Origin of the sequence: Leyella stercorea (assembly GCF_021531355.1) — a bacterium.
GTDB lineage: Bacteria > Bacteroidota > Bacteroidia > Bacteroidales > Bacteroidaceae > Prevotella.
In genome coordinates this window covers 20,323-36,335 of record NZ_JADYTS010000031.1, presented here as the reverse complement: position 1 = coordinate 36,335, position 16,013 = coordinate 20,323, and the positions used below count along the sequence as shown (strand labels likewise).

Genomic DNA, 16,013 nt, shown 5'->3' with positions numbered 1-16,013 from the left:
GTGGGGCTTTGCGGGGATGTTGCGGGGCTTTCTACTTCTTATCCGGATATGTGAACGGCACAAACCATGTGATGAGGAATGCCGGGATGGTGCAAACAAGCACGAAGATGAAGAAGTCGCGATAGCCCAACCAGTCGCTTACGTATCCGCTGAGCATACCCGGCAACATAACGCCAAGATTCATGATGCCCGAAGCGAAGGCGTAGTGAGCCATCTGGTGTTTGCCCGGAGCAATCTGCTGCATCATGAACAGAGTCAGACCTACGAAGCCGAAGCCATAGCCGAAGTACTCCAATACGATACCGCCACCGATGAGCCAGAGACTTTCGGGCTGGTAGATGGCAAGCAGAGTGTATGCCACAAACGGAAGGTTGAACACACAGCACAACGAGAACAGCGATTTCTGCAGTCCACGATGAGCCACATAATAGCCGGCAAGTATACTGCCGATGACAAAGGCAGCAGCACCGAACGTACCGTAGCACAATCCGATTTCCTCCTCCGACAGTCCCAAACCCTGGTTGGCGCGGTCGGCCTTAAGGAAGAGCGGCACAATCTTCATTACAAATCCCTCGGCAAAGCGATAGAGTATGATGAAGAATATATAATATATAATGTGGCGCTTGCGGAAGAGGTCAACAAACACATTGCCCAGCTCCACCATTGTCTCCTTGAATCCCGGGCGCTCAGCCGAAGCATCGCGGTGGTCGGCAGGCACAAACTTGGCGTTGTACAATCCCAACAGCACCATGATCAAGCCTATTACAGCCATGATTACAGTCCATGCCATCACCGTTCCCTGACGTTTGGCTACGGCAGCAGCAGCCGTATCGAGTGTGCTGACGTCGCCAGTGAAATGCTTGATGAGCACACCTGCGAGCATAACGAGTCCGCCGGTGGCAGCAATCTTTGCAATATTATAGAAGGCACCCTGCCATCCGATGTAGCGTGCCTGATCCTCCTTAGATAGCGAAGCCATATACACACCGTCGGCAGCCACGTCGTGAGTGGCACCGCTCAGCGCTATCACAGCGAGCAGAGCAATACAAACGGCGAAGAAGTCGGGCAGATGCAGAGCCAGTGCTACAAGTCCGAAGATGCAGCCCGTGGCTATCTGAGTCACGATGACAAAGAATTTCTTGGTCTTGTACATTTCGAGGAGCGGACTCCAGAGGGGTTTCAGCGTCCAGGGGAACATGATGATTGAGGTCCAAAGGGCAATCTGGGCGTCGCTCACGTCAAGACCCTTGAACATAAGCACACACACCATGTTGAGCACCACAAAGGGCATACCCATGGCAAAATAGAGCGTAGGCACCCATGAAATGGGACTACGACCATTAGTCTTGTTAGGTTCCATTCGGTAATTTCGGTTTTATTAATATTTTGATTTGTTGTCTTGAGATGTTAGATTGTACAAATTTATAGAAAAAAAACGAGACACATACAATTTTTACACACTTTAGTAATGCTGTGCCTCGTATTTTTTAAAGCTGTGCCTCGTATTTTTATAGACTATTGCTCCACTCCCTCGCGGCGCACCAGTTCGTCGTAGGTGCGGTCCATCTCATCGGTCATGGTGGTGAATATCTGCTGTGTGTGGCACACCTTCAGGAAAAGCGAGCCCAAATCGGAAGCGTCGGCATCGTCCACGCTCACCGCCTCATCGTTGAGTAGCACGTTCATGGCGTCGAGCATCAGTCGGAACAGTGTAGCCTGGCGTAGCTGCACCTTGCCCTTGGCATTCTGTCGCAATCCGCGGGCATAAGCGAACATCACCACGCGCACTGTCAGTTCCACGGCACGCTCGGTAGCCAGCACAGCCTCAGCATCATTGCCACGGGTGTAGGCTTCAAGGTGGTCGGCATTCGAAGCCATGCGTCCCGACAGCAGATTGCCGAAGTTGCGCTTATATTCGGTCACCATACCCTCGTACATGGCATCCGTACCACATGCCGTTCGCACCAGCGCCATCATGTCGTCGCCACGTTGCTGTGCCTCGCGCACCACGCGTTCAATGTCGGCATACTCATAGTTCATAGCCGCAAGCGGAAAGAACATGGTGTCCATGAATACGGGCGCAATGTGCTCGTAGTGGTCGAGCATCATCTGCTTCACCGCCTTGGGCGTATGGCGGTCGGCTGGTGTGTCGGCCTTGTCGCCTACCGTGCTATCGATAATGCCCGACGAGAAAGCGTCGAAGAACGAGCGCACCAATGTGGCGAGCACCTTATATTTATTCACCTTCATAAGCAGCAGTTATCTCCATTACGTATACGTCATGCAATCCGCCCTTGGCGCCGTACCACTGCTCAATGCTCTTGTCTATCATCTCCTCGGGGCGAATCTGTGTCTTGTACAGCTTGCGGCACTCAAGTGTGAGTCGTGCCTCGCCGAATGTCATGTGTCCGTCGGGTGTGGCTACGGGTGTCAGTCCGCACTCAGCAGCCTTGTCGTGGTCGCGTCCCGACTTCGATCCGCAGAAGGCGTATGCCTTGCGTGCCTCCTCGCTGTTGCCGAGGAACACCAGGCTCACATTGTCGCCCTGCTCTATCAGCTCATGTGTGTAGCGTTCAGGACGCACGAACATCACGGCTACGGGCTTATTCCACAACCATCCCAAGCATCCCCACGATGCAGTCATCATGTTGTACTTGTCCTTAGTGCCCGCTGTAACGAGCATCCACTCCTTGCCGATTGTTGTAAACACATTGTCGGTCAACTCCGATACTTCTATCTTTTTCATAATCTAAAGCTTTTAATTTATCTGAACAAAATTACACAAAAAGCAGAAAACGACCAAACCGTACAGTAAAAAAAGAAGTTCATTAGATATTTGAAGTGAACCATAAAGAATAACTTTATAGGGTTTCCCCCACATCATTTAGGGATTTCCACTCACGCTGCTTACTATCTATTTTATATCTTTGCAATCGTAAAAACAATGTTTTCACAAGAAACAGACATATAAAACGATTAAAATATAAATAACATGAAAAGATTAGCATTTATCATGACAGCTCTCTTGCTGGCTCTCATGCCGGCATCGGCACAGCACTATCGCGACAGCAGATACTACAACAAGCATACAGGACGTCTCGACTACGGCTACAACCACCACGGCTACGGAGTGCCCTACTACGGACTGCGCATCGGTCCGTCGTTCTCTTACGTCAACTCCGACGACGAACGTCTCGACGGCGGCAACTGGCAGACGGGACTCAACGTTGGCGTTGTGGCTGGCATTCCGCTCACCGACACAGCCCCACTCTATCTTGAAACGGGACTGTCGTATATAGAAAAAGGTGGAAAGAAGGATTTGGCAAATGGCAAGAAAATGACCTACGACTTGAACTATCTGGAGATTCCGGCTGTAATAAAATACAAATACGAGGTTGACGACCATTTCTCTTTCCAGCCGTTCTTAGGCGGATACTTTGCAGTAGGCGTGGGCGGCAAGATTAAGAACTTTGCCGAGCGCGAGGCTGAAAGCTCGTTCGACAGCAACAACTTCCGCCGTCTGGACGGTGGTCTGCGCATAGGTTGCGGCATCAGCTACGACATGTTCTACGCTGACCTGACCTACGATATAGGTCTTGCCAACATCTGCCACGACACATTCGACCGCTCGCGCAACGGAGCAGTCATGTTCAATTTTGGCGTGAACTTCTAAAAAAAAGCAACAACCGTACATTAGCTCTTACTATGCAAATATCGTACAGGCAGTAAAAAAGTGTTACAAATAAAAATTTGAATCTAGAGATTTCCGTGGTCGTTTTTAACTGTTTTTGCAGTGACAAACACCACCCTAATCTCCATTCGAGGCTTCCTTGCATTGCAAAAGGACTACATTTGAAGAGCAAATGGAGTACAGTTGGAAGGCAAATGGAGTACAGTTGGAGTGCAAAAGGACTACATTTTTTTAAAAAAGTGATGTTTTTTACGTAATAAAAGTTCAAGGGTCTCGACCTATATCCACATAACACATTGAATGTAAGCAAGATAACGACAAAGGCTCAAAACTCACGAATTTCGAGCCAATGATTTTTTTATGCGCTCAACTCATAGTTTTGAGCGGTTAGAAATGCAAATATTGTATTTTGGAGCAAGCTCCAAACCGTATAAAAAGCAAAAAGGACAGAACCTCAAATTTGAAGTTCTGTCCTTTTACTGTTTTGAGCCTCTTGTCGGATTCGAACCAACGACCCCGAGATTACAAATCACGTGCTCTGGCCAACTGAGCTAAAGAGGCGGGTGGGCAAGCTACTTACATCGCGCCGCTACAACCAACTACCTTTGCTACGTTCCCGTCCTGGAGGATTCGAAGGGAGCTGGCCGTGTAAGACTTACCCGTCTTTTCAAAAGCGAGTGCAAAGGTAAAGCTTTTTTTTGACAATGCAAATTATCGAGCAACAAAGTTTATGTATTTAACATTTCTTTTGAACTTCATTATGTCAAAAAATGCTTATATGACAGGTATTTGGAAAAAAAGTAGTAAGTTTGCAGCAGTTTTATAAAACCCATACATTATTTTAATGATTAAGATAGAAGAATTCACGCAGCTCAAGGCTTTCGCCCGAGTAGATGCACTTATGCTCACCGCCCTATGGACAGTAAGTTTCGTATGCGTCACAATGATAGGGGCAGGAGTCGTGGGCAACCTCCTTGCAATGGCTACACCTTTCTTTATAGGATGGCGCACTTGCCTATTCCGCAACAACGTTTTGAGCGGACACATATCACTAAGGCGAGCCTATGCATACAGTCTGTACAACTTTCTCTACGCATCGCTGGCGTTTGCACTGGTGCAGTTCCTGTACTTCAGATTTATGGACAATGGCGGTTTTGCCGGCGTTCTTACCGATACGATGAAGACAATGGCACCCGTATACGAGCAGAACGGTATAAGCCGCACTGAACTGAAACAGAACATAGATATGCTGGCACAGCTCACTCCAATACAATGGTCGTTCGTGTTCATGCTACAGAACTTCTTCCTCGGAGCACTGGCAAGTCTGCCTATAGCTATTGTGTGCCGCAGAAAATAATAGAAACTATACATAATAAAATCGAACAAACAAACAACAGACTATGGATATAACAGTCGTAATTCCCCTATACAATGAGGACGAATCGCTCCCCGAACTGTACGCATGGATCGAACGCGTGATGAACAGCAACAACTTCACCTACGAGGTGATATTCGTCAACGACGGTTCGACCGACCACTCATGGGACGTAATCGAGCAACTGAGCCGAGACCACGAGGAGGTGAAGGGCATCAAGTTCCGCCGCAACTACGGCAAGAGCCCGGCTCTGTACTGCGGATTCAAGGCAGCCCAGGGCGACGTGGTGATAACCATGGACGCTGACCTGCAGGACTCGCCCGACGAGATTCCGGGACTGTACCATATGATTATGGACGACGGCTACGACCTCGTGTCGGGATATAAGCAGAACCGTAAGCAGGGCGACCCACTGTCGAAGACCATTCCGACAAAGCTATTCAACGCCACCGCACGCAAGGTGAGCGGCATACACAATCTGCACGACTTCAACTGCGGACTGAAGGCTTACCGCAAAGAGGTGGTGAAGAATATCGAAGTGTACGGCGAGATGCACCGCTACATACCCTATCTGGCAAAGAACGCCGGATTCGACAAGATTGGCGAGAAGCCTGTACATCATCAGGCACGCAAGTTCGGCAAGTCGAAGTTTATGGGATGGAACCGTTTCTTCAACGGCTATCTCGACCTCATCACACTGTGGTTCCTTTCGAGTTTCGGACGCAAGCCTATGCACGTGTTCGGATTCTTGGGCACGCTGATGTTCTTCATCGGATTTCTGGCTGTAGTGGCTCTGGGCGTTGACAAGCTGTGGTGTCTGTCAAACGGCATTCCGCAGCGACTCATCACCGACTCGCCCTACTTCTTCATAGCCCTCACGATGATGATGATAGGCACACAGATGTTTCTGGCGGGATTCATCGGCGACCTCGTGAGCCGCTCGTCGCAAAACCGCAACGACTATCAGATAGAGAAGATACTGAAATGCGAGGAATAACCGCCAACTTATGGCGATAGAAACAAAAGAAGACAATGCTAAACAAGATAACAAAAACAATCGCTGTCATGGCTGTGGCAATGTCGGCGGCATGCTCGTCGATCGACTGTCCGCTGAACAACCGCACATATATGTCGATGAAGCTGACGGGCAACGAGGCGGTGCTTGAGGACACGCTGACCATAGCCATACAGCGCTCGGCCGACAACACCGAAGAGGACACTGTGCTCATCAACCGACAGACGGGACTGGACAGCCTGTCGGTGCCTATGAGCTATGCACGCACCGAAGACGTGTACTACCTGATGCTCGCTGAAAAGGGAACCGGAAAGAAGACCATCGACACAGTGTGGATAAGCAAGCAGAACGAGCAGCACTTCGAATCGATAGACTGCGCCCCGGCAGTGTTCCACACCATCGAAGGCGTAAGATTCACACAGCATGCCATCGAAGACATCAAGATAAACAACAATAAGGTTACATACAATGACCCAAAGGCGCATCTACTCATTTATATCAAGAACAGCGATAATTAGTATGCTGCTCTTGCTCGCCACTACGGCAACTGCCAAGAAGAAGCAAGCAGCGAAAGGTAAGGCCAACACGACTGTCAAGGCCGACTCAATATCATTTCTGCGAGGCGTTGCCGTGTCGGCTGACATGATCGGACTGGCAGAAATGGCACTGGGCAGTCACGGACAGTATGAAGCACAGCTGCGTGTCAATCTGAAGGACAAGTACTTCCCCGTAGTGGAAATAGGCTACGGCACTGCCGATGCCGACGAAATTACCACCGGACTGAAATACAAGACTTCAGCCCCGTATGCACGTGTGGGTATGGACTTCAACATAGCACGCAACAAGCACGACGACTACCGCATATATGTAGGCGCACGCTACGCCATGACCGACTATAAGTTTGACGTAAGCTCGGACGTGATAAAAGACCCTGTATGGGGCGACGAAGTGGAATACGGAGGCAAGGACATCAAGGCCAACTGCCACTGGCTGGAAGCGGTGTTCGGTGTAGACGCCAAGATATGGGGACCGCTACGACTGGGATGGTCGGCACGATGGCGCAAGCGCATAGCCCACGACAACGGCACTATGGGCAACACATGGTATGTGCCGGGATTCGGCAAGCAAGCCGCCTCAAAACTGGCGGGCACGTTCAACGTAACATTTGAATTTTAAGCACTAAAAAGCACAGCTTATGAGCAAGAAGAAAATAGGATGGCGGATTGTGTTTCTGCTGTTTCTTATCATCGCAACGATCAACATCGTTCTGCAGCAACGCAACACACCCTATCAGCACGACGAAGGACAGATTTTCGGCACTTACTACCACATAACCTACCAGAACGACACGTCGCTCAACGACGATATTCTGGCAGAGCTGAAGAAGGTGGACGATGCACTGTCGATGTTCAACCGAAACTCGATAATAGCCCGCATCAACCGCGGCGAGAACGCCGAGACCAACAATATGTTCAACCGTGTGTTCAAACTGGCTGAAGAGGTATCTGCCAATACCGACGGTGCCTTCGACATAACCGTGGCACCGCTTGTCAATGCGTGGGGATTCGGATTCAAGACGGGCAACCATCCTACCCGACACACCATCGACTCGCTGCGCGCCGCTGTGGGATACAAGACAGTGATGTTGCGCGACAACCGCATATTCAAGCAGACCCCCAAGACCATGCTCGACTTCAGCGCTATCGCCAAAGGCTACGGTTGCGACGTGGTGGCATATATGCTGGAGCGCCGTGGCATCGAGAACTATATGATTGAGATTGGCGGCGAGGTGGTGACACACGGCATCAGCGAGAAACGACTGCCCTGGAAAATCGGCGTGACCAAACCTACCGACGACTCGACGGCTGTAGACAAAGAGCTGCAGACGGTGCTGAACGTCAAGGACATGGCAATGGCTACAAGCGGCAACTACCGCAACTTCTACTATCGTGGCGGCAAGAAATATGCCCACACCATCGACCCTGCTACGGGCTATCCCGTACAGCACAACATTCTGTCGGCTACAGTGCTTGCCAAGCGATGCGCCGAAGCCGATGCCTATGCTACGGCATTCATGGTGATGGGACTCGACAAGGCTAAGAAAGTGCTTGACAAGCATCCCGAACTCATGGCATACCTGATATACAGCGACAACAAGGGACAGCTGCAGGTATGGTATTCGCCATCAATGAAGGGCAAGATTCTGAAATAAAAACGACAATCGGCTATGAAGCTATACGACAGTCTGCAAGGCTCACCCCTCTTTCAAGGTCTCACCAGCGACAATCTGCTGCAAATCATCGGACAGACCAAATTCTCATTCCACAAGATTGCCGCTGGCGACACTATCAAGGACGAGGGTGAAAAGTGCAACCGCCTTGCACTTGTCACCAACGGGCAAGCCAAGTCGATAGCTCACGCCGACGACCACGGCTACTCGATTGAGGAGAGTGTGGCTGCACCGTATATGCTTCAGCCCGAATGCGTGTTCGGACTGCACACACACTACACACGCACATTCATAGCCATCAAGACATGCGACACCGTGGAGATAGACAAGAACGACCTGATGCGCATCTCCGACGAATTCATCATCTTCCGCATGAATCTCATCAACTTTATCTCGGCACTGTCGCAGAAGACCGAACGCAAACTATGGCACCCTATACCAGCCGACACACGCGGCAGAATAGTGTACTTCATCAAACAGCACTGCTCATCGCCCACCGGACCTAAAACTATGCGTATCAAGATGACACGACTGGCGCAAGAGACGGGAACGGGCAGACGTGCCGTGTCGGAAGCACTCAATGCAATGCAAGACGAAAAACTGCTAACATTCAGCCGAGGGATAATTGAAATACCGCATATCGAAGCGCTAACATAATATAAGTTAAAAACCCCTACTACAATATTTGCATCTGTAATATTTTCCGTAAATTTGCATACTGATACATCACACAGATTTTTAGGATTTAGTATGTTGGAAAATAACACAAATACTCCGGAGAGAAAGAATCCATTCTTTGAACCTTACAACACCCCGCACGATACAGTTCCATTCAACCGCATCAAGACTTCTGACTACGAAGAAGCCTTCATGGAGGGTATTCGACGCGACGACGAGGCTATTGAAAAACTCGTGAACGACCCCGAACCTCCTACATTCGAAAACACCATAGTGCGCGTTGACAATGAGAACGGCGAGGGATATTACGACCTGCTTTCACGCGTGTCGACAGTTTTCTCGTGCATGCTCAGCGCCGAGACATGCGACGAGTTGGACCAACTGGCGCAAAAACTCAGCCCTATTCTGACAAAGCACGCCAACGACGTGAAGCTCAACCGACGCCTGTTTCAACGTATTAAATATGTGTATGAGCACCATCGCGAGCTTACCGCCGAGGAGCAGATGCTTCTCGACAACTGCTACGACGGATTCGTACGCAGCGGTGCGTTGCTCGACGACGAGGGCAAGGAGCGCTTGCGCAAGCTCACAGAGGAAGCCGGCATGCTGTCGCTGCAGTTCTCGCAGAACCTGCTGAAGGAAAACAAGGCTTTCACACTCAACATTACTGACGAGGCACAGCTCGACGGTCTGCCCGAAACAGCTCGCGAGGCTGCAGTTCTCGCTGCCAAGGAAGCCGACAAAAAGGGATGGCTCTTCACCCTCGACTATCCCAGCTTCTCGCCATTCATGACCTACAGCACCCAGCGCGAACTGCGCAAGCAGCTGTATATGGCACGCAACACCGAGGGAACTCACGACAACAGTGAGAACAACCTCGAAATATGCAAGCGACTCATCAATCTGCGCAGAGAGATAGCCCAGCTTCTGGGATACGAAACTTTTGCCGACTATGTGCTCGTTCATCGCATGGCATCGAACGTGGGCAATGTCTACAAACTGCTTGACGACCTGATTGATGCCTACAAGCCTACTGCCATTGAGGAGGTGAAGGCAATAGAGCGCGAGGCAAAGAATGCTGAGGGCGACGGATTCGAACTCGAACCGTGGGACTTCGGCTACTATTCGCACAAGCTACAGATGCGCGAGTTCAACCTCGATGCAGAGATGCTGCGCCCCTACTTCGAACTGTCGAAGGTGATTGAGGGAGTGTTCGGACTAGCCACACGCCTCTACGGCATCACATTCAAGGAGAACAAGGACATTCAGGTGTATCATCCAGACGTGAAGGCTTACGAAGTGTTCGACAAGGACGGCTCGTATCTGGCTGTGTTCTACGCCGACTTCCATCCGCGTAAGGGCAAGCAGGGCGGTGCATGGATGACCGAATTCCAGGGTCAGTGGATTGACCGCAATGGCGTGAACGTACGTCCGCACGTTAGTGTGGTGATGAATCTGACAAAACCTACTGCCGAGAAGCCGGCTCTGCTGACACTGGGCGAGGTGGAGACATTCCTGCACGAATTCGGTCACTCGCTTCACGGCATGTTTGCCAACACCCGATTCGAGAGCCTCAGCGGCACCAACGTATGGTGGGACTTCGTAGAGCTGCCGTCGCAGTTTATGGAGAACTACGCTGTGGAAAAGGAATTCCTGCGCACATTCGCATTCCACTATCAGACGGGCGAACCGATGCCCGACGAACTGATAGAGCGCATCGTGAAGAGCCGCAACTTCATGGCTGCATACGCATGTATGCGTCAGGTGAGCTTCGGACTGCTCGATATGGCTTACTATACAAAGAAGGAAGAGTTCACCGACGACATCATACCGTTTGAGAAGCAGGCTTGGGCAAAGGCTCAGGTGATGAAGCAGTTGCCCGACACGTGCATGACCACACAGTTCTCGCACATCATGGCGGGCGGATATGCCGCCGGCTACTACAGCTACAAATGGGCGGAGGTACTCGATGCCGATGCCTTCAGCGTGTTCAAGCACAACGGCATCTTCGACCAAAAGACAGCACAGAGCTTCCGCGACAACATACTCTCGAAGGGTGGCACCGAACACCCGATGACACTCTACAAGCGCTTCCGCGGACAAGAACCAACAATAGAAGCATTACTCGAACGCAATGGAATCAAAAGACAATAAAGACAAACAACTCCGTCTCGACCTGCGCTACCTACGCATGGCACGCATATGGGCAGAAAACAGCTACTGCCAGCGACGCAAGGTGGGCGCACTCGTCGTGAAGGAGAAAATGATAATAAGCGACGGCTACAACGGCACGCCAAGCGGATTTGAAAACGTATGCGAGGACGAGATGAACGTAACGAAGCCTTATGTTCTGCACGCTGAAGCCAACGCCATAACAAAACTGGCACGCAGCTCGAACAACAGCGACGGAGCTACGCTCTACGTCACTGCTTCGCCATGCATAGAATGCGCCAAACTGATAATTCAGGCAGGCATCAAACGCGTGATATATGGCGAGCAATACCGTCTGACCGACGGCATCGACCTGCTGAAAAGAGCCAATATAGAAGTTAAATATCTAAATCCGGACGATTATGAACATGAAAACGTCTAACCGGTTTATGCCGCTGATAATGGCAATGTGCGTTGTCATCGGTATATTGATTGGCACATTCTATGCCAACCACTTCTCGGGCAACCGACTGAACATCATCAATTCTGGTTCTAACAGACTGACCAATCTGCTCCACCTCATCGAAGACCAGTATGTGGACAAGGTGAATATCGACTCACTTGTCGACCAAGCCATTCCGCAGATTCTGTCCGACCTCGACCCGCACTCTGTATATATCAGCGCCAAGGATGCACAGGCTGTGGCCGACGATTTGAAGGGTTCGTTCTCGGGTGTGGGCATTGAGTTCACTATACGCAAGGACACCATACGCGTACAGAACGTGGTGCAGAACGGTCCGGCAAAGAAGGCTGGCATCCTGGCTGGCGACAAGATTGTGAGTGTTGACGGCAAACCGTTTGTGGGCAAGATTGTGACGCAGGAGGAAGCCATGCGCCGACTGAAGGGTCCGAAGGACACGAAGGTGAAAATCGGTGTGATACGCTACGCACAGAAGGGCGTGAAATACTTCACCGTGACACGTGGCGACATTCCACAGAAAAGCATCTCGGCTACATACATGATCGACGAGAACACCGGATATATCAAGGTGAAGAGTTTCGGCGAGACCACTTATCCAGAAATGCTCATCGCCCTGGCTCAGCTGTCGCAGAAGGGATTCAACAATCTCATCATCGACCTGCGCGACAACACAGGCGGATATATGAACTCGGCAGTGCAGATGGCTAATGAGTTCTTGCCAAAGAACAAACTGATAGTATACATGCAGGGACGCAAGTCGCCACGTCAGGACTTCCGCTCTGACGGACATGGCTCGTACCAGAAGATACCGCTCATTGTTCTTATCAACGAGGGCTCGGCATCAGCATCCGAAATATTTGCCGGAGCCATGCAGGACAACGACCGTGCCACTATCATCGGACGCCGCTCGTTTGGCAAGGGACTCGTCCAGCAGCAGCTCGGATTCCCCGACGGCTCTATGATACGACTCACCATAGCACGCTACTACACTCCTTCTGGACGCTGCATACAGAAGCCTTTCAGAGCTGGCGACAACAAGGACTATGAGGAAGACATCCTGGCACGCTACCAGCACGGAGAGTTCTTCTCACAAGACAGCATCAAGCACCACGGCCCGGCTTATCACACAAGCATCGGACGCACGGTGTATGGCGGTGGCGGCATCACGCCCGACATCTTCATACCGGAAGACACTCTGGGTATGACATCGTACTACAAGACGGCTGCAATGACCGGACTCATACTGCAATTCGCCTATACTTACACCGACAACAACCGTCTGAAGCTGAACAACTTCCACGAAATGATGGACATGGTGAAGTATCTCGATACGCAGAACCTCGTTGACAAGTTTGCTACGTATGCTGACAAGAACGGACTGAAGCGCCGCAACCTGATGATACGCAAATCGTACAACCTGCTCAACCGCTACCTCAACAAGCTCGTGATATACAACATGCTCGACGAACAGGCGCTGACGCAATACCTCAACCTTGACGACCCGACCGTAACAAGGGCTCTTCAGGTGTTTAAGAACAAGACTGCGTTCCCCAAAAAGCCCATCAAGAAAAACAAGAAATGATAACCAAACTACAACTCAGAAAAGAGATTAAAAACAGCAAACGACAATTCACCAGCCAGCAGCTGCGTGAATTGTCGTTTGCTGTTATCATACGTCTACTCTCCCACCCTCGTGTAAAATCCGCCAAAACCATAATGCTCTACCACTCACTGCCCGATGAAGTGGACACCCACACCATCGTCGACTCGCTACTGATGAGCGGCAAGACCATTCTGCTGCCACGCGTTACGGGCGAGGGAACTATGGAACTGCACCGATACAATGGCCCGAACGACTTGCAGATTGGAGCCTACGGCATTATGGAACCTACGGGAGAACTCTTCACCGACTATGCCAACATAGAACTGGCGATAGTGCCTGGCGTTGCTTTCGACCATGACGGCAACCGTATGGGACGTGGTAAAGGCTACTACGACCGCTTTCTGCCACTCATACCCGATACATATAAGATAGGTGTTTGCTTCCCGTTTCAAATGACAACGTCCATCCCAGCCGAGGAACACGACATCAGGATGGACGAAATCATCACTTCACAATAATTATTTCAGACGATTACTTCTGCGACACGTGCACATCAGTAATCTTGCTCTTGAACGCTCCAGCCTTGGCAAGGGGGAATACGAGTGTGCGCTGATAGTACATTCGGGTCTGCGGATTGTACATCACCGGCTGCCAAGCGTTCTTGTCGCCGTTCTGGAATGTAGTACGATCAGAAGCCTTCATAGCGTAGATGGTGAGCGGACCGAGTTCTTCCTTCAGCTTACCGTCTACGTAAAGACACGTCTTGGTATTGTCGCCCGTTATCGAGATGCTAACATTCTTGCCCTCCGGAACCTTGTAATTGAACTTGTTGAGATAGCCCTCGCGTGCAAATCCCAACTTACCTTCCTCTGGATCGGCAAGATAGAATGTGGCATTCTTCGACTCAAACAGCACAGTTCCTTTCTCTTCGGCAGCGCCCTTGATATTGAAGTCGACACGATAGCCATAGCCCACTTCTGTCTCGCCAGTAGTCTGACCAGGCTGAAGCTTTGCTATGCTGAGCGTCTTGCCTTTGTTCCATCGTGCAGCCACGTTGACACCAGGTGCCTCGCTGAGCTGGTGGCGAAGAGTGTTGAACTCGGCATAAGGCATTGACGTCTTGGCTCCACGCCAGAACTTCACAGCAAGAGTCTGCAATGCAGGATACAGACGGTCGTGAATGTCCTTCACGCTGATGCCATTGCCGGCATGGTCGTTCCATACGGCAAACATTCCGCCAAGAATAGCCGGGTCGTGCTCGTCAAACTTCTCGTTGCCTATCTGTGCCGGTGTCCATTTGTCGTAGAGATATTCGCAGTTGAGATAGTCGTAATAGTAACCAGCAGCCGGAACTATGTATGTAAGTCCGTCGGGGATGCTGATTAGCTTATAGCCCTGTCGCTTCATCTCCTTCGGGTCGGCATAGCCGTTGTACCAGCAGCTCATTATCACATTGTCCGACTTCACCTTAGTGTCGCCATTGGCATGAGTAAGCGCTCCCCATACGGCAGCCTGCTTGCCGAACGACTCTACATATTTAATATAGCGGTCGGTGAAGTAGCGGAACTTCTCTACCACTTCCTTCTTCGCATTCGAGTATTCGTCGGTACCGATGTGCACCACCTTGCCACGGAATACGGGGTTCTTGCCCTCAAGATACTCCTTGAAGAGTCCGTCGACAAACTTATATGTCTCGGGATTGAACAAATCGAGATGGTCCATGCCATACTCCTTTGAGCCGATTTCCGGTTTGTAGTGAGTGAAAGCCAATGTATGGGCAGGCACGTCAATCTCAGGAATGATGTCGACGCCATACTGCTCGGCAAGTTTCTGAAGGTCGATGAATTCTTTCTTAGTGTACGATCCGTCGCGTGCTGTCAGTCCGGGATAAGTGTCACACTCCAATCGAAATGCAGCCTGAGTCTTGTCCCAATCATTGTCGAAGAACTGACGGAAACCGTTGTCGTTTAGATGAATCTGCAAGGTGTTCATCTTATAGTAAGCCATGGTCTTGACAAGCGAACGCAGATAGTCCATCGGGATGAACTTACGACCGCAGTCCATCATAAATCCACGCAAACCATACTCAGGCGAGTCTACAATATTGCCCTTTGGCAGTGAGCCGCCGTTGGATTTGTTCTGCTCTGCCATCTGCAGCACAGTACGTGTGCCCCACTTCAGTCCTTTGACCGTAGCAGCGCTGACTGTAGTAACGTCGCCGATACTGATGCGGTAGCCTTCCTGGCCAAGTGCCTTGTCTGCCTTGAGCACAAGTACAATATCGCCCTTCGACGGCTTACCGTTCTTCAATGTGAGCTGAGTCCCCATCAAACTGCCATAGTCGACAGCAAACATCTGGCCTACTTCGGCGGCAGCCTTGCCACCCTTTACGACATACTTGCCCGAAACGGTCATCTGACCCTCGGCACCGTGCCATTCCTTCAGTTCGGGAACTACAAAAGGTTTAGGATTCACTCCAGCCCATGCCAGAGCCGATGTCGCGCAGAGACATAATGTAAGCACTATGCTCTTGGCGCTGAAAAAGATTTTTCTCATAATAATGTTTTAGTTGACGTTGTTTCAGTTACTAACTTTCTTATTTAGGTTGCGCATTGAATATGCAGGTACAAAGATAGCGCATTTTTTCCAATCTATAACGGTTTTGCCGTGAAAACATCGATTGATAATAGTACACTAATACTCACTTCTTTGCAAAATTATATAAAATAGAAGTCTATCTGAAAACTTTTGAGTAACTTTGCACAGATTTTGCTATACTCTATTAGCGT

General features: G+C 50.4%; 15 protein-coding genes, 1 tRNA gene and 1 other RNA gene. 11 read left to right on the top strand and 6 right to left on the bottom strand.

Features of this window, described 5'->3' with window-relative positions:
• Positions 1–31 precede the first annotated feature (31 nt).
• From I6E38_RS08255 to I6E38_RS08245, 3 genes are all read right to left on the bottom strand, one after another.
• Positions 32–1,360, bottom strand: coding sequence for an MFS transporter (locus I6E38_RS08255; protein ID WP_235393518.1), 1,329 nt, complete (start codon positions 1,358–1,360; stop codon positions 32–34).
• Between the two features lie 155 nt (positions 1,361–1,515).
• Positions 1,516–2,250 carry a hypothetical protein gene (locus I6E38_RS08250; RefSeq protein WP_235393517.1) on the bottom strand — a complete coding sequence of 245 codons (735 nt, stop codon included), beginning with the start codon at positions 2,248–2,250 and terminating at the stop codon, positions 1,516–1,518.
• A complete protein-coding gene (locus tag I6E38_RS08245; protein WP_235393516.1) occupies positions 2,237–2,746 on the bottom strand; it encodes a flavin reductase family protein in 510 nt (169 codons plus the stop codon). Before I6E38_RS08245 ends, I6E38_RS08250 begins: the two co-directional genes overlap by 14 nt.
• Positions 2,747–2,992: 246 nt before the next feature.
• Here I6E38_RS08245 and I6E38_RS08240 point away from each other — a divergent pair, with 246 nt between their 5' ends.
• Entirely contained in the window at positions 2,993–3,673 is a 681-nt protein-coding gene (locus I6E38_RS08240; RefSeq protein WP_235393515.1) for a porin family protein, read from the top strand.
• Between the two features lie 505 nt (positions 3,674–4,178).
• Here the strand turns inward: I6E38_RS08240 and I6E38_RS08235 are convergent.
• Both I6E38_RS08235 and ffs read right to left on the bottom strand, forming a co-directional pair.
• Positions 4,179–4,252, bottom strand: a tRNA-Thr gene (locus I6E38_RS08235).
• A gap of 1 nt (position 4,253) precedes the next feature.
• Positions 4,254–4,352, bottom strand: an RNA gene (gene ffs, locus I6E38_RS08230) — signal recognition particle sRNA small type.
• Positions 4,353–4,535: 183 nt separating this feature from the next.
• On the opposite strand from ffs, the gene I6E38_RS08225 reads away from it, so the two are divergent.
• The 10 genes from I6E38_RS08225 (at position 4,536) to I6E38_RS08180 (ending at position 13,742) form a co-directional block, all read left to right on the top strand.
• A complete protein-coding gene (locus tag I6E38_RS08225) occupies positions 4,536–5,048 on the top strand; it encodes a DUF4199 domain-containing protein (RefSeq protein WP_235393514.1) in 513 nt (170 codons plus the stop codon).
• A 43-nt stretch (positions 5,049–5,091) separates the two neighbouring features.
• A complete protein-coding gene (locus I6E38_RS08220; protein WP_235393513.1) occupies positions 5,092–6,063 on the top strand; it encodes a glycosyltransferase family 2 protein in 972 nt (323 codons plus the stop codon).
• A 35-nt stretch (positions 6,064–6,098) separates the two neighbouring features.
• Positions 6,099–6,599 (top strand): DUF6452 family protein, encoded by a 501-nt coding sequence (locus I6E38_RS08215; protein ID WP_235393512.1) that lies wholly within the window; start codon positions 6,099–6,101, stop codon positions 6,597–6,599.
• Position 6,600: 1 nt separating this feature from the next.
• Complete coding sequence (locus tag I6E38_RS08210; protein WP_235393511.1) at positions 6,601–7,257, top strand: DUF6048 family protein; 657 nt, start codon at positions 6,601–6,603, stop codon at positions 7,255–7,257.
• A gap of 19 nt (positions 7,258–7,276) precedes the next feature.
• A complete protein-coding gene (locus tag I6E38_RS08205) occupies positions 7,277–8,293 on the top strand; it encodes an FAD:protein FMN transferase (protein ID WP_235393510.1) in 1,017 nt (338 codons plus the stop codon).
• A 15-nt stretch (positions 8,294–8,308) separates the two neighbouring features.
• A complete protein-coding gene (locus tag I6E38_RS08200) occupies positions 8,309–8,968 on the top strand; it encodes a Crp/Fnr family transcriptional regulator (protein ID WP_235393509.1) in 660 nt (219 codons plus the stop codon).
• 93 nt (positions 8,969–9,061) lie between these two features.
• A complete protein-coding gene (locus tag I6E38_RS08195) occupies positions 9,062–11,143 on the top strand; it encodes a M3 family metallopeptidase (RefSeq protein WP_235393508.1) in 2,082 nt (693 codons plus the stop codon).
• Positions 11,124–11,582 carry a dCMP deaminase family protein gene (locus I6E38_RS08190; protein ID WP_235393507.1) on the top strand — a complete coding sequence of 153 codons (459 nt, stop codon included), beginning with the start codon at positions 11,124–11,126 and terminating at the stop codon, positions 11,580–11,582. The genes I6E38_RS08195 and I6E38_RS08190 overlap by 20 nt, the downstream gene beginning before the upstream one ends.
• Complete coding sequence (locus I6E38_RS08185; RefSeq protein ID WP_235393506.1) at positions 11,563–13,203, top strand: S41 family peptidase; 1,641 nt, start codon at positions 11,563–11,565, stop codon at positions 13,201–13,203. Before I6E38_RS08190 ends, I6E38_RS08185 begins: the two co-directional genes overlap by 20 nt.
• Complete coding sequence (locus I6E38_RS08180) at positions 13,203–13,742, top strand: 5-formyltetrahydrofolate cyclo-ligase (protein WP_235393520.1); 540 nt, start codon at positions 13,203–13,205, stop codon at positions 13,740–13,742. Before I6E38_RS08185 ends, I6E38_RS08180 begins: the two co-directional genes overlap by 1 nt.
• A 13-nt stretch (positions 13,743–13,755) precedes the next feature.
• Here the strand turns inward: I6E38_RS08180 and I6E38_RS08175 are convergent, their stop codons facing one another.
• Positions 13,756–15,780 (bottom strand): family 20 glycosylhydrolase, encoded by a 2,025-nt coding sequence (locus I6E38_RS08175; RefSeq protein ID WP_235393505.1) that lies wholly within the window; start codon positions 15,778–15,780, stop codon positions 13,756–13,758.
• Between the last annotated feature and the right edge of the window lie 233 nt (positions 15,781–16,013).